Below are 14,309 nucleotides of genomic sequence, written 5' to 3' on the forward strand. Positions count from 1 at the left end.
TTTCGGTCCTCTTTCTTCTTGTTCGGTCGCCCTGCGGCGGGCGTGTTACAAGCGCTACCGTTCCGGTCGCCGGCATCGACGGACGCCGTGCGACATGGGACGGGGCGGGTGTCAGAAACTGCCTTCCGGCACGCGCACATGGCCCTCCATGAGGATGCGCGCACTTCGGCTCATGATTGCCTTCGTCACGGTCCACTGGCCGTCGACCAGCTTCGCCTCCGCGCCGACGCGCAAGGTGCCGGAAGGGTGGCCGAAGCGGACCGCCTGGTGCTCACCGCCGCCGGCCGCCTGGTTGACGAGCGTTCCCGGCACGGCGGCCGCGGTGGCGATGGCGACCGAGGCGGTGCCCATCATCGCATGGTGCAGCTTGCCCATCGATAGCGCGCGGACGAGGAAGTCGATATCCTCGCCCTTCACGATCTTGCCGCTGGAGGAGGGATAGTCGGTCGGCGGCGCGACAAAGGCGATCTTTGGCGTGTGCTGCCGCTTGGCGGCTTCCTCGGGCGACTTGATGAGGCCCATCTTGAGCGCGCCGATCGTGCGCAGCGTCTCGAACCGGCGCAGCGTGTCGGGATTGCTGTTGATCGTCTCGCGCAGCTCGGTCCCGGTGAAGCCGATGTCGGCGGCTTGCACGAAGATCGTTGGGATGCCGGCGGTGATCATCGTCGCCTTGAGCTTGCCGCCGGGCACGATTTCCTCCGGCACGTCGAGTTCGTCGACGAGGTTGCCGGTGGGGAACATCGAGCCGCCTTCGTCGCCGTCATCGGCGGGGTCGATGAATTCGAGCACGATCTCGGCCGCCGAGAAGGTGACCCCGTCGAGCTCGAAATCGCCGGTTTCCTGCACTTCCCCATTGGCAACCGGTACGTGGGCGATGATCGTCTTGTTGATGTTCGCCTGCCAGATACGGACCGTGCACATGCCGTTTTCGGCGCGGTTCGCATCGACATAGCCGGCGTGGATCGCAAAGGCGCCTGCGCCGGTGGAGAGGTTGCCGCAATTGCCCGACCAGTCGACGAAGTCGGTGTCGATCGACACCTGACCGTAAAGATAGTCGACGTCGTGATCCGGCTGGCTGCTGGGCGAGACGATGACGCATTTGCTGGTGCTTGACGTCGCGCCGCCCATGCCGTCGATCTGCGCGCCATAGGGATCGGGGCTGCCGATGACGCGCTGGAACAGCTTGTCACGGGCGGGCCCCGGAACCCGGGCGGCCTCGGGCAGATCCTCCAGCCGGAAGAACACGCCCTTGCTGGTGCCGCCACGCATATAGGTGGCGGGGATGCGGACCTGGCCCGCCATCAAGCGGCCTCCGCTTCCGAGGCGAGGAAATCCTGCGCGAAGCGCTGCAGCACGCCGCCCGCCTCGTAGATCGAGACTTCCTCCGCCGTGTCGAGGCGGCAGGTGACGGGCACCTCGATCGTCTCGCCGTTCTTTCGGTGGATGACCAGCGTCAGCTCGGCACCCGGACGACGCTCACCGACGACATCATAGGTTTCGGTGCCGTCGAGGCCGAGCGTCAGTCGCGTGGTGCCCGGTTTGAACTCGCACGGCAGCACGCCCATGCCGATGAGGTTGGTGCGGTGGATTCGCTCGAAGCCTTCGGCGACGATCGCCTCCACACCGGCGAGACGGACGCCCTTCGCCGCCCAGTCGCGCGAGGAGCCCTGGCCGTAATCGGCGCCGGCGATGATGATCAGCGGCTGCTTGCGCTGGTGGTAGGTTTCCATCGCCTCCCACATGCGCATGACGACACCGTCGGGCTCGACACGGGCGAGGCTGCCGCGCTTCACCTGGCCGTCGACCACCGCCATCTCGTTGACGAGCTGCGGGTTGGCGAAGGTAGCGCGCATGGCGGTGAGGTGATCGCCACGGTGGGTGGCGTAGGAGTTAAAGTCCTCCTCCGGCACGCCCATCTTCGCCAGATACTCGCCCGCCGCTGACGAGGGCAGGATCGCGTTCGAGGGCGAGAGATGGTCGGTGGTGATGTTGTCCGGGAGGATGGCGAGCGGGCGCATCCCCTTCAGCGTGCGCGGGTGCGCGGCGAGCGCGCCGACGCCCTCGGTATCCCAGTAAGGCGGGCGGCGGATGTAGGTCGACATCGGGCGCCAGTCATAGAGCGGGCTGATCTTTTCCGCGGAGCGGGCGCGGGCGCCGAACATCGGCTCATAGACCTTGCGGAACTGCTCCGGCTTCACGTGCGCGGAAACGATCGCGTCGATTTCCTCGTCGGTCGGCCACAGATCCTTGAGGCGGATCTCCTTGCCGTCGACGACGCCGAGCACGTCCTGCTCGATATCGAAACGGACGGTGCCGGCGAGCGCATAGGCAACCACCAGCGGCGGCGAGGCGAGGAACGCCTGCTTGGCATAAGGATGGATGCGGCCGTCGAAGTTGCGGTTACCCGAGAGGACCGCGGTGGCATACAGATCGCGGTCGATGATCTCCTGCTGGATCTTCGGATCGAGCGCGCCCGACATGCCGTTGCAGGTGGTGCAGGCGAAGCCGACGATGCCGAAGCCGAGCTTCTCGAGTTCGGGCAACAGGCCGGCCTCCTCCAGATAGAGGCGCGCGACGATCGAGCCGGGGGCGAAGCTGGTCTTCACCCACGGCTTGCGCACGAGGCCAAGGTCGTTGGCCTTTTTCGCCACGAGGCCGGCGGCGACGACGTTGCGCGGATTCGACGTGTTGGTGCAGCTGGTGATCGCGGCGATGATGACGGCGCCGTCCGGGAGCAGCCCCTGGCGTTCCTCTTCCTGCGCAGCCTCAAGCCCGACGGCGATGCCGCTTTCCTCCAGCGCGGAGGTGGGCAGGCGGCGGTGCGGGTTGGACGGGCCGGCGAGGTTGCGCACCACGGTCGACAGGTCGAATTCGAGCACGCGCTCATACTGCGCGGTCTTCAGCGCGTCGGCCCACAGGCCCGTGTGCTTGGCGTAGGTTTCGACCAGCTTCACCTGCTCCGGCTCACGCCCGGTGAGGAGGAGATAGTCGATCGTCTGCTGATCGATGTAGAACATCGAGGCAGTGGCGCCATATTCCGGGCACATGTTGGAGATGGTCGCGCGATCGCCGATCGTCAGGCTTTCCGCGCCGTCGCCGAAGAATTCGAGCCACGCGCCGACGACCCGCTCCTTGCGGAGGAATTCGGTGATGGCGAGGACGATGTCGGTCGCGGTGATGCCGGGCTGGCGCTTGCCGGTGAGCTTCACACCGACGATGTCGGGGAGGCGCATCATCGACGCGCGGCCGAGCATCACGGTTTCGGCCTCGAGCCCGCCGACGCCGATGGCGATGACGCCAAGCGCATCGACGTGCGGCGTGTGGCTGTCGGTGCCGACGCAGGTGTCGGGGAAGGCGACGCCGTCGCGCAGCTGGATCACCGGCGACATCTTTTCCAGATTGATCTGGTGCATGATGCCGTTGCCGGCGGGGATCACGTCGACGTTCTGGAACGCCTCCTTGGTCCATTCGATGAAGTGGAAGCGGTCCTCATTGCGGCGATCCTCGATCGCGCGGTTCTTCTCGAACGCCTGGGGATCGAAGCCGCCATGCTCCACCGCGAGGCTGTGATCGACGATCAGCTGAGTCGGGACGACCGGGTTCACCTTGGCCGGATCGCCGCCCTTGTCGGCGATCGCATCGCGCAGGCCGGCGAGGTCAACGAGCGCGGTCTGGCCGAGGATGTCGTGGCAGACGACGCGGGCGGGATACCAGGGGAAATCGAGATCGCGCTTGCGCTCCACGATCTGGGTCAGTGCATCGGTGAGCAAGGCGGGATCGCAGCGGCGCACCAGCTGCTCGGCGAGGACGCGCGAGACATAGGGCAGACCGTCATAGGCACCGGGGCGGATCGCCTCGATCGCCTCGCGCGTGTCGAAGAAATCGACACTGGTGCCGGGGGGCGTGCCGGGAAGCTGTTTGCGGAATGCTTTGTTCATGGGCGAAACTCTACCTGGCGTTGCTCGGCGCACAGGAACGAGGCTCTAACCCGGGCGTGCGCGTCGCGTCGTACGATCACGGTCCCTTCATTTGTGCATTATCCGCAAAGACGCAACCCACGCGCCGCGCCTAAAGGGCGAAGATCGGCGGACGCGTGCTGCTGGTGCTGCGAACTTTGCGAAGATCGCGCTTTTGCCCTCCGGCGCGACTTCCCGTATATCGCCGCGCCATGACCGAGATCGAACGCCCCCTGCTGACCCCGCCTGAGGGCCACAAGAAAGTGCTGCTGCACAGCTGCTGCGCGCCGTGTTCCGGCGAGGTTATGGAAGCGATGACGGCGAGCGGGATCGATTACACGATCTTTTTCTACAACCCGAACATCCATCCCAAGGAAGAGTACCTCCTGCGCAAGGAGGAGAATATCCGCTTTGCCGAGAAGCATGACGTGCCGTTCGTCGATGCCGATTACGACACGGTGAACTGGTTCAAGCGCGCCAAGGGCATGGAGCAGGAGCCTGAGCGGGGCATCCGTTGCACCATGTGCTTCGACATGCGGTTCGAGCGCACCGCGCTATATGCGCATGAGCATGGCTTCCCCGTCATCACCTCGTCGCTGGGCATTTCGCGCTGGAAGAACATGGCGCAGATCAACGATTGCGGCGAGCGCGCAGCATCGCATTATCCCGACCTCAGCTATTGGACGTTCAACTGGCGCAAGGGCGGCGGCGCGGCGCGGATGATCGAGATTTCCAAACGCGAGCATTTCTACCAGCAGGAATATTGCGGCTGCGTCTATTCGCTGCGCGACACCAATGCGCATCGCGTGTCGCAGGGGCGGCCCGAGATCGAGATCGGGAAGCTGTTCTACGGGGCTGACGAACCGTCCTGAGCCGGCGCGGCGATTTGAGGGCGCGGCGTCGGTCGCTGGCGGCGGGAGCCGCAGGCGGGCGCCCGATAGCCGGTCCCGCTATGCGGCATCACGCCAGTGGGCGTCCGGCCCGGCCGCCACGCATCCGCTCAGCGTCGGTGTCACCGGCCCGTGACCCTTTCTTGCCATTTCGTGCGTTTCGGTTCGATCCGGCGTTTGTGACCATGGGGGAATACGCGCGATGACCATAGCCGCCGCTTGCCTCGGCTTCCCGCATGAGGCGCAGCATGGCGACGTGGCGGCAGCGGTGGAGGACTATCGCGCCGGCCGGATCAGCGCGGCGGATTTGATCGACCTCGGCCGCCGGGCGCGCGCGGCCGCCTGGGAGCGGCAGCGGCAGGCGGGGATCGAGGTCATCCCCTGCAACGATTTCTCCTTTGCCGGTCAGCTGCTGGATACCAGCATCATGCTGGGCGCCGTGCCTGAGCGGTTCCGTGCGGCCGGAGAACCTGGGTCGCTGGACCTGTATGTCGCGATGGCGGGTGGTTTTCTTGAGGGCGAGGGCGCTGCGCTGCCGACGATGCAGCGCGCCTCCGGTCGTGCGCGATGGTTTGACTACGACCGTCCGGGAACCGTCCCGGAAGTGTCGGCCGACCGGCATTTCAGTCTCTCGACCAGCAACGTGCTGGATGCGTTCAACGAGGCCAAGGCGCTGGGGTATCACTGCCGGCCAGTGATCCTCGGGCCGGTGACGTTCCTGCACCTCGCGCGGTCACGCGAGCCCGGCGTCGAGCCATTGTCGCTGCTGCACCGATTGCTGCCGGTCTATGCCGAGCTGCTGCTTCAATTGAAGCTCGCCGGAGCCGATTGGGTGCAGATCGACGAGCCGGTGCTGGTGATGGATTCATCGCCGGCCGTTCGCGCGGCGCTGCGCACGACCTATTGGGCGCTGGCCGGGAGAGGCGCGCCGAAGATCATGCTGGCGAGCTATTTCGGTGCGATCGGTGACAATCTGGACGCGGCCTTGGGCCTGCCTGTCGCGGGGCTGCACCTCGATCTGGTGGCTGCGCCCGGGCAATTGGCGCAGGTGATGCGGGGCGGGCGGCTTGACCTTGTCCTGTCGCTCGGCGTGGTCGACGGGCGGGATGGCGAGCCGGCGCACCTGTCGGCGATCCTCGACCAGCTGGAGCCGCTGGTCGGCAAGGTGACGGTGCAGATTGCGCCCTCGTGCTCGCTGGCGCATGCGCCCGTGGAGGAGGGACTGCCGGCTGGCGCCCGGCTGGTCGCCGCGATGCAGCGGCTGGACGAGGTGGCGACGCTGCGCACCGCGCTGCGCAGCGGGCGCGGGCGGGTCCAGGATTATCTGCAGGCCAATGCCGCGGTCGTCGCCGCTCGGCGTGCCGCAAGCGGCGTGACCGATCAGCCCATTTCGAACCAGATCGGTGAGTCCGCGAACAGCGATGCGACATCGCGCTCTGCGCCGCTGTGGAAGCGAATCGCGCCGGTCGACTGACCCCCGTCCAGCGCCAGTGCGCAGCGGAAGATCACATCGCCGTGCCGCCGCTCGAACGCGAGCAGGCGGTCGGTGCCGTCGACTCTCGCAGGATCATAGCTGCCCCCGGCGAACACATCCGGATGCTCCCGGCGCAGGTTCAGGAGGGTGGCGATCAGCCGCAACTTGGCGGGTGGGTGATCGAGTGCCGCGATGCGCGCGTCATAATCGACCGGACGCCGATTGTCGGGATCGACCAGGCTGAGGTCGGCGAACTCCGTCCCCTGATACAGGTCGGGCACCCCGGGCATGGTGCAGCGAAGCGCGGCCTGGACGAGGCTGTTGCGGGTCGCCGCGGGGGCGATCTCCGCCAAAAAGGCGGTGATCGAGGCGCGGAACGCCGGGCTGTCGATCAAGGTGAGCGCGAGGTCGTTGCAACGCGCCTCGTAGCTTTCGTTCGGCGCTTCCCACGAGGAGCGGAGCTTCGCCTCGCGCAGCGCCTTCGTCTGCCAGGCGGTGATGCGACCGCCGAACGATGCGTCGAGGCTGTCCGGCCAGGCGCCGAGCAACGTCTGGAACAGCATGTAGCGATCGCCGCAATCGACGCCATGCGACAGCGGCTCTGCGATGGCCTCCCAGTCACTGACGATCGCACCCCACCGGTCGGGGATCGCACTGAGCACCGCCAGGCGCGCGCGGCTATCCTCGCCGCGTTTGTGATCGTGTGTCGCAGTGGTGAGCATGGCGGTTGGCCAGTCGCGTGCGCGGGCCTGCATGCGCAGGTGAAAGGCGGACGGCTCCAGCGCCATGTGTCCGGCGTCGAAGCCGACGTCATTGCGGGAGAGAAGGCGGCCGTAGCGGTAAAAGGCGGTGTCCTCGAGCGCCTTGGCGGCGATCGGGGCGGAGAGCTGCTGAAAGCGGCGGACGGGGTCCGCGTGATTTCCCTCGCCAGCGAGCCAGCGCAGGACCAGATCGACGACCGGCATTTCGCCTGGCGGTACGTGCGGCGCGACGCGCAGGCGCACGCTGGCGCGCACCTCCGCGTCGGTTGCCGGGGGTGTCGGGCCGTAGGTGCGATATACCGGGAAGATCCATAGCAGGCGTTCCAGCGCACGGCGCAGCATGCCGCGCGTGATTCCCTCCGGGGCAACGGCGGCAAAGGCGTCGACGCACTGTTCGAGCTGGCCGCTGAACTGCCAGGCGAGAAGTTGTTGGCGGGCGAGCAGCTCCTCCGCCGCCAGATCAGGCCGCCGGCCGCTGATGTCGTGCCATAGGCAAGCGAGCGGTGCGGCGCCGGATGGATGATGAAGCAGCGCGGCTGCATCCTCCATGAAATCATAGCCGCTGGTGCCATTTACCGCCCAATCCTGCGACAGCACCTCACCGACGCCGAGGATCTTTTCGATCACGATCCAGGCGTCCTCGCCCAGCCGGGCACGCAGGGCGCGGCAATAACCAAGCGGATCGGTGAGCCCATCCACATGGTCGATCCGCACGCCGTCGATCAGACCCTCATCGTGCAGCCGGAAATACAAGGCGTGGGTCATCGCAAAGACCGCCGGATCCTCCACCCGGACGCCGGCGAGTTCGTTAATGGCGAAGAAGCGGCGCCAGTTCAGATCGTCATTGGCGGTGCGCCACGAAGCTAGGCGGTAATGCTGGCGGTCGAGCAAGGCTGCGAGTGGTTCACGACCGGCGCTCGCCTGATCCTCATCGCGCAAGGGGAGGCGGCGTTCGCCATAGAGGCTCAGCCAGTGGCGGCCGTCGTGACGGTCCAGCGTGATGGCGCCGTCCGCCAGTGCCTCGTCCAGCGGGCCGCCGAGCACGGGCAGCAGGATGGGGCGGGACCAGTCGATATCGAAGATCGCGGCGTAAGGGCTTGATTGGCCGCGGAGAAGGACGTCGTTCCACCATGCGTTAGTGTCCCCGGCGACGCCCATATGATTGGGGACGATGTCGATGATGATGCCCATGTTCCGCGCGCGAAGCGCGGTCACGAGGCGGCAGAAGCCGGCCTCGCCACCAAGCTCCGGATTGATGCGCGTGGGATCGACCACGTCATAGCCGTGGGTCGATCCGGGCGCGGCGGTGGTGATCGGGGACGCGTAGATGTGGCTGATGCCGAGCCGGTCGAGATAGGGCACGATCGCCTCCGCATCGGCGAAGGTGAAGCCCCGGTGCAACTGCAGGCGATAGGTGGCGCGCGGGATCATCCAGGTCTCTTTTCGGACAGCATATGGGTGCGCCGCTGTACGTCAGGGCGGGCGAGGAGCGTGTCGGTCGCGCCGGGCATGCGGCGGCGCCAATTGGGGTGCTGGTCGATCGTGCCGGGAAGGTTGGGCTGTTCCTCGAGGCCGAGGAGATCCTCCAGCGGGAAGATGGCGAGCGGGGCGGGGGCGTCCGCTACCGCGTGCAGGATTTCATCGGCCGGCGCGGCAGAAGGTAATGGCGCTAGATCAATAACCTGTGCGAGTGACTTGCGTTCTTTTGTGCGGTGTGACGTGGCGGCGGCATCGACGGTGCCAGCGATGCGCGCGCGCCAATCGATGTCTCGCCCCACCCACCAGCCGGCGAGCGTTGGCGTATCATGGGTGCCGGTCATGGCGACGGCATCGGCATCCCAGCGCGAGGGAGGGATGAAGGCGCCTTGCTGGTCACGCTCAAAGGGCAGGACGCGCATGCCGAGCATGCCGCGGCGCGAGAGGTCCGCACGCAGGCCGGCCGGGACGGTGCCGAGATCCTCCGCTATCACGATGGCGTTGGCCCGATATGCCTCGATTGCCACGATATTCTTGAGTGTGTCGCCGGGCATGGTGAGGTAGGCGCCGTCCGCCGCGGTGCCGCCGTCGGGAACGATCCACAGGTGGTCAAGGCCGATGGCGTGATCGATGCGCAGGCCGCCCGCATGTCGAAGAGCCGTTCGTATCGTGTTGATAAATGGGGTAAAGCCGCTGCGCTGGAGTGCGTAGGGATCCAGCGCGGAGATGCCCCAATTCTGGCCGTCGGGACCGAGCGGATCGGGTGGTGCGCCGATCGAGACTCCGCTGAGCAGGTCGGCGCGGCGGCTCCAGCCGTGGCTGCCGGCGCGATCGGTGCCGACGGCGAGGTCGGCGATGAGGCCGATGGACATGTCGCGGCGCGCACTTTCCTGCGCCTTCGCAAGGCCTTCGTTGGCGAGCCATTGAAGAAAGATGAAGAACGAAACGTCGTCCTGATGCTCTGCGGCGAAGCGGGTGACGGCGGGGGCGGCGGGATCGTGATAAGCGGTCGGCCAGTCGGGCCAGCCGATGCCGCCGAGCTGAAAATGCAGGGCATCGAACAGCGCGTGGGCGGTGAGATCCGGGCCGTGTTCGGCCTCATAGGCGGCGGCGATGGCCTGGTGGCGGCTCAGATCGGCCAGATAGACGCGGCGCAGATGGGCGAGGCGATCGGTGAGGGCGCCGGGCCAGTCGATGAGGTCGCCGGATGGTTCGTCGGGGAAGGGCATCCCGAGCGGCGACGGATCGGCCAGCATCACATTGTGGAACAGCCGCGAGGAGGGCGCATAGGGGCTGAAGCGATTGGGATCGGCCGGAAAGAGCGCGTGGGTCGGGCTGATCGCGAGCGCCGCGGCACCGGCGTGGCCGAAGGCGGCGGCGGCGGCGGCGAGGGTGCCGTAATCGCCATAAAAGGTCGCGCGGTCGTCGCGGAGCGCGGGGATCTGTACCGACGCGCCCCAGCCACGGGCGGGAACCGGAGGGCAGCGGGGCGGGGCGACGGCGATCGTGTAACGACGATGCCCGGCGATCAGCGTGTGGTAGCCGATCGTGTCGACCGGCGCTGCGATACCATCCGGAGCGATCGTCAACGGACGCGTCGTCCCGTCCTCCAGCACCAGTTCGGCAGTACCGGCGGGCGCATCGGGCAGCGAGAGGGGCGCGCCGGCCGTTACCGATACGAAGGGGGTGTCGGAGGGCGTCAGGTCCAGTCGGGCGAGAAGCGCCTCCAGCACGGCATCGTCGACGCGCTGCGCGCGCCCGCTGGCGTCGGTCCAGTCGCGCTTGAGCCCGGCGGCGGCAGCGGCGGCGTGAAGATCGCTCATTCGGCCCACGCGGCGAAGCGTTCGTCGGTGGTGAAGATCGGGGGTGATCCAGCGTCCTGCGGCAAGGGCGCCGGCGCGTCGGCGAGGTCGATCGCGAGCGTCAGTTGCCTGCCGTTGCCGAGACGCCAGCGGGCGATGACGGCAGCATCCCCCAGCACCTGCGCGCCCAGGGCGACTGCGCCGGGCAGATGGGGCACGATATGTTCGTGGCGCAGCGCGAGCAGGTCACGGTAGAAGGTGCGCCAGGCGAGGGCATCGCTGCCGGGTTGCGGATGGGATTGCGCGAACGTGTCCGGCGCGTTGGGATCGGGGATGCGTTCGCGCGCTTCGGGATCGGCGAAGGCGGCAAACTTGGCGAATTCGCGCCGGCGGCCTTCGCGAACCGTGTCGGCAAGTTCGTCATGGAAATCGGTGAAGAAGAGGAACGGGCTGTCGCTGCCCTCCTCCTCGCCCATGAAGAGCAAGGGGATCTGCGGAGCGAGCAGCATCAGCGCGGTGGCGGCACGCAGCTTTGACGGATCGGTGAGCCGGGTGAGCCGCTCGCCCAGCGCGCGGTTGCCGACCTGATCGTGGTTCTGGAGGAAGCTGACGAAGCGGGTCGGCGCGAGGTGCGCGCTAGGCGTGCCGCGCGGGCGGCCGTCCTGATTGGGCGAGGGTTCGCCCTGATAGATGAAGCCCTCAATAAGCGCGCGGGCGAGCCGCTGCGCCGGGCGATCGGCGAAGTCGGCATAATAGGCGCTGGTCTCGCCCGTCAGCAGGACATGCATGACATTGTGGAAATCGTCGTTCCACTGCGCGTCATAGCCGTCGGCGTGGAGCCGGGCTGCGTCATTATGTTCGTTCTCGAGCACGAGATGGACGTGGCGATCGGGCAGGGACGCGCGGATCTCGGCAGCCATGGCATCGAGGAAGGCGGGGTTGTCGATCGCGTGGACGGCATCGAAGCGGAGGCCGTCGAAGCGATAGTCGCGCAGCCACATCAGGGCATTGTCGATGAAGAAGCGCGCCACCGGAGCCTCGTCCACCGCCACTGCTCCGCCCCAGGGGGTCGCCACGTCGCGGTGGAAAAAGCGATCGGCATAGAGGCCGAGGTAATTACCGTCGGGACCGAAGTGATTGTAGACCACGTCGAGAAAGACGCTGAGGCCGAGTTCGTGCGCCGCGTCGATCAGCGCGCGCAGCTCGGCAGGGGAGCCATAGGCCTCATGCACGGCATAAGGCAGGACACCGTCATAGCCCCAGCCGCGGTCGCCGGCGAAGGCGTTGATCGGCATGAGCTGGATTGCGGTGACGCCTAGCGCGGCCATGACAGGGAGGCGCTGGGTGACGCCGCTGAAGCCGCCGAGCGTGCCGGCGTGAAGCTCCATGATCACCACCTCGTGCCACGGGCGGCCGCGCCATTCGGGCACGCGCCAGTCATGGCTGTGATCGGGAACGATGCTCCAGCCGTGAACGCCGCCATGCTGGCGACGCGAGGCGGGATCGGGGACAGGTGTGTCGCCGATGTGGAAGCGGTAGCGGGTGCCGGGCGGCGCCGAGTGATCAGCGATATGCCAGCCGTCGTCCTGCGGCGTCATCGGCAGATGCGTGTCGTCGCAGTCGAGGACGACCTGCGGCGTGCCCGGTGCCCAGAGGCGGAAGCGGGTGGTGCCGTCGGGCAGCGGCTCCGGCCCCCAGGTGTTCATTCCTCCCATGCGCTGGTCCAGCTGAGGAGGACGGCGCCCTGCGGCGCGACCTCATATTCACTGCCGACGTCGATTTCGCCCTGATCGGGCTTGGCACTGTCGATCAGGATGGTGCGCTTCGTGTCGGGCTTTGGCAGGCGGAAGGTGACGGGATCGCTGCTGGCGTTGAGTAGCAGCGACACTGCCTCCACCTCGCCCGCGTCGTTCATTGCGGCGCGGCGCATCATCAGCGCGCGGCCCTCGGGGTTCTGCCAATCCTCGTCGCTGAGCCGCTCACCCCGTTCATCCCACCATTCGACATCGTTGACGCCATGGCCAGGCGAATCCTGTCCATAGAGGAAGGTCGGCGCGCGCAGCACGGGGTAGCGGCGGCGAAGTTCGGTCAGGCGGGCGGTGAAATCGATCTGCTGCTGGCCCTCCGGCGTGGCGGCGGCGTTCCAGTCGAGCCAGCTGATCTCATTATCCTGGCAATAAGCGTTGTTGTTGCCTTGCTGCGTGCGGCCGAATTCGTCGCCGGCGACCAGCATCGGCGTGCCGAGCGAGGCGAGCAGCGTCGTCAGCATCGATCGCATGACGCGGCCGCGCGCGTCGTTGATCGCGGGATCGTCCGTCGGCCCCTCCACGCCCCAGTTGCGCGAATGATTGTTGTCATGGCCGTCGCGATTGTCCTCGCCATTCGCCTCATTGTGGCGATGTTCGTACATCACCGTGTCGGCGAGGGTGAAGCCGTCATGCGCGACGAGGAAATTGACGCTGGCCCAAGGGCGGCGTGAACGGCGGTCGAAGAGATCGCCCGAGCCCGACAGGCGTGCGGCGAGATCGCCGCGGGTGCCGGGATCGCCCTTCCAATAGCTGCGCACCGTATCGCGGTACTTGTCATTCCATTCGGCGAAGCCCGGGGGGAAGTGGCCGAGTTGATAGCCGCCGGGGCCGACATCCCAGGGCTCGGCGATCAGCTTCAGCCGGCTGAGCACCGGATCCTGCCGGACCACATCGAAGAAGGCGGCGCCGGGATCGAAGCCGGTTGCCTCGCGCCCCAGGGTGAGGCCGAGATCGAAGCGGAAGCCGTCGATGCCGAAGCTGGTCGCCCAATAGCGCAAGCTGTCCGCGACCATCTGGATCACGCGCGCCTTGCTCATGTTGAGCGTGTTGCCGGTGCCGGTGTCGTTGATCGTGTAGCGCGGGTTGTCGGCGACGAGGCGATAGTAGCTGGCGTTGTCGAGGCCGCGCCATGAGAGCGTCGGGCCCTTTTCCGAACCCTCGCAGGTGTGGTTGTACACCACGTCCATGATGACTTCGATCCCGGCCTGGTGGAGGCGGAAGACCGCGCGGCGAAGCTCGTCCTGCTGCTCGCGCGCCATATAGGCCTGTTCGGGGGCGAAGAAGCCGAGCGTGTTATAGCCCCAATAGTTGCGCAGGCCCTTTTCCTGCAGGAAGCGATCCTGGGTGAAGGCCTGTATCGGGAGCAATTCGATCGCGGTGACGCCGAGCCGCTGGAGGTGGCGGATGACGGCGGGGTGGCCGAGCGCGGCATAGGTGCCGCGATCGCGCGCGGGCACTTCCTCCATCAGCTTGGTCAGACCCTTGACGTGCGCCTCGTAGATCACCGTTTCCGACCAGGGCGTGTTGGGGCGGCGATCGCGCGACCAGTCCCAATGATCGTCTACCACCACCGCCTTGGGCATGGCGGCGGCGCTGTCGCGCCGGTCGAAGGAGAGATCCTCTCGCCGGGAGCCGATGCGATAGCCGTGGAGCGCATCGGTCCAGCGGATCTGGCCGTGGAGCTTTCGCGCATAGGGATCGAGCAGCAGCTTGTTGGGATTGAAGCGGTGCCCCGCCTCCGGCTCATAGCGGCCGTGCGCGCGATAGCCGTAGAGGAGTCCGGGTTCGACGTCGGGCAGATAGCCGTGGAACACCTCATCGGTGCATTCAGGGAGCCAGAAGCGCTTGATCTCGCGCTTGCCGGCGGGATCGAAGATGCACAGCTCGATCGCGTCGGCATTGGCGGAGAAGACCGCGAAATTGACGCCGAGGCCGTCAAAGGTGGCGCCGAGCGGGTGGGGAGAGCCGGGCTGGAGCCGGTCGATCGAAGGAAGCAATGCGCGAGCCTCGCTGCAGGACGGTGATGGACGCGGGAGTGACAGGCGAATGCGGCCGATCGTGCCGCACCGCAGGGGCGTGGGGCACGCGCCGGTGGCCGTTGAGGGGCGGCCGGGGAGTGGGGCGGGTGCGCCGCCCGCGGCT

At 67.0% G+C, this 14,309-nt stretch carries 8 protein-coding genes; 2 read left to right on the forward strand and 6 right to left on the reverse strand.

Annotated elements, in window-relative coordinates:
- Positions 1–111: 111 nt before the first annotated feature.
- Entirely contained in the window at positions 112–1,302 is a 1,191-nt protein-coding gene (gene prpF / locus XM50_RS13350; RefSeq protein ID WP_046410181.1) for a 2-methylaconitate cis-trans isomerase PrpF, read from the reverse strand.
- The gene (gene acnD / locus XM50_RS13355) at positions 1,302–3,938 is read right to left on the reverse strand and encodes a Fe/S-dependent 2-methylisocitrate dehydratase AcnD (RefSeq protein WP_046410183.1); all 2,637 of its coding nucleotides are present in this window, start codon (positions 3,936–3,938) and stop codon (positions 1,302–1,304) included. Before acnD ends, prpF begins: the two co-directional genes overlap by 1 nt.
- A gap of 230 nt (positions 3,939–4,168) precedes the next feature.
- On the opposite strand from acnD, the gene XM50_RS13360 reads away from it, so the two are divergent.
- Positions 4,169–4,828, forward strand: a complete 660-nt coding sequence (locus XM50_RS13360; protein WP_046410184.1) for an epoxyqueuosine reductase QueH — start codon at positions 4,169–4,171, stop codon at positions 4,826–4,828.
- A gap of 220 nt (positions 4,829–5,048) precedes the next feature.
- A complete protein-coding gene (locus tag XM50_RS13365) occupies positions 5,049–6,320 on the forward strand; it encodes a hypothetical protein (protein ID WP_052742573.1) in 1,272 nt (423 codons plus the stop codon).
- On the opposite strand, the gene treY is transcribed toward XM50_RS13365, so the two are convergent.
- The 4 genes from treY to glgX are packed head-to-tail and all read right to left on the reverse strand — an operon-like array spanning position 6,227 to position 14,164.
- Positions 6,227–8,512: a malto-oligosyltrehalose synthase gene (treY, locus tag XM50_RS13370; protein ID WP_046410186.1), complete on the reverse strand. Its 2,286-nt coding sequence runs from the start codon at positions 8,510–8,512 to the stop codon at positions 6,227–6,229. The genes XM50_RS13365 and treY overlap by 94 nt on opposite strands.
- Positions 8,509–10,380: a 4-alpha-glucanotransferase gene (gene malQ / locus XM50_RS13375; RefSeq protein WP_046410187.1), complete on the reverse strand. Its 1,872-nt coding sequence runs from the start codon at positions 10,378–10,380 to the stop codon at positions 8,509–8,511. The genes treY and malQ overlap by 4 nt, the downstream gene beginning before the upstream one ends.
- On the reverse strand, positions 10,377–12,074 hold the full coding sequence (gene treZ, locus XM50_RS13380; protein ID WP_231621976.1) for a malto-oligosyltrehalose trehalohydrolase: 1,698 nt from the start codon (positions 12,072–12,074) through the stop codon (positions 10,377–10,379). The genes malQ and treZ overlap by 4 nt, the downstream gene beginning before the upstream one ends.
- Positions 12,062–14,164: a glycogen debranching protein GlgX gene (gene glgX / locus XM50_RS13385; protein ID WP_231621977.1), complete on the reverse strand. Its 2,103-nt coding sequence runs from the start codon at positions 14,162–14,164 to the stop codon at positions 12,062–12,064. Before glgX ends, treZ begins: the two co-directional genes overlap by 13 nt.
- Between the last annotated feature and the right edge of the window lie 145 nt (positions 14,165–14,309).

The sequence above is a fragment of the Sphingomonas sp. Ag1 genome (genome assembly GCF_000980895.1).
GTDB classification, from domain to species: domain Bacteria; phylum Pseudomonadota; class Alphaproteobacteria; order Sphingomonadales; family Sphingomonadaceae; genus Sphingomonas; species Sphingomonas panaciterrae.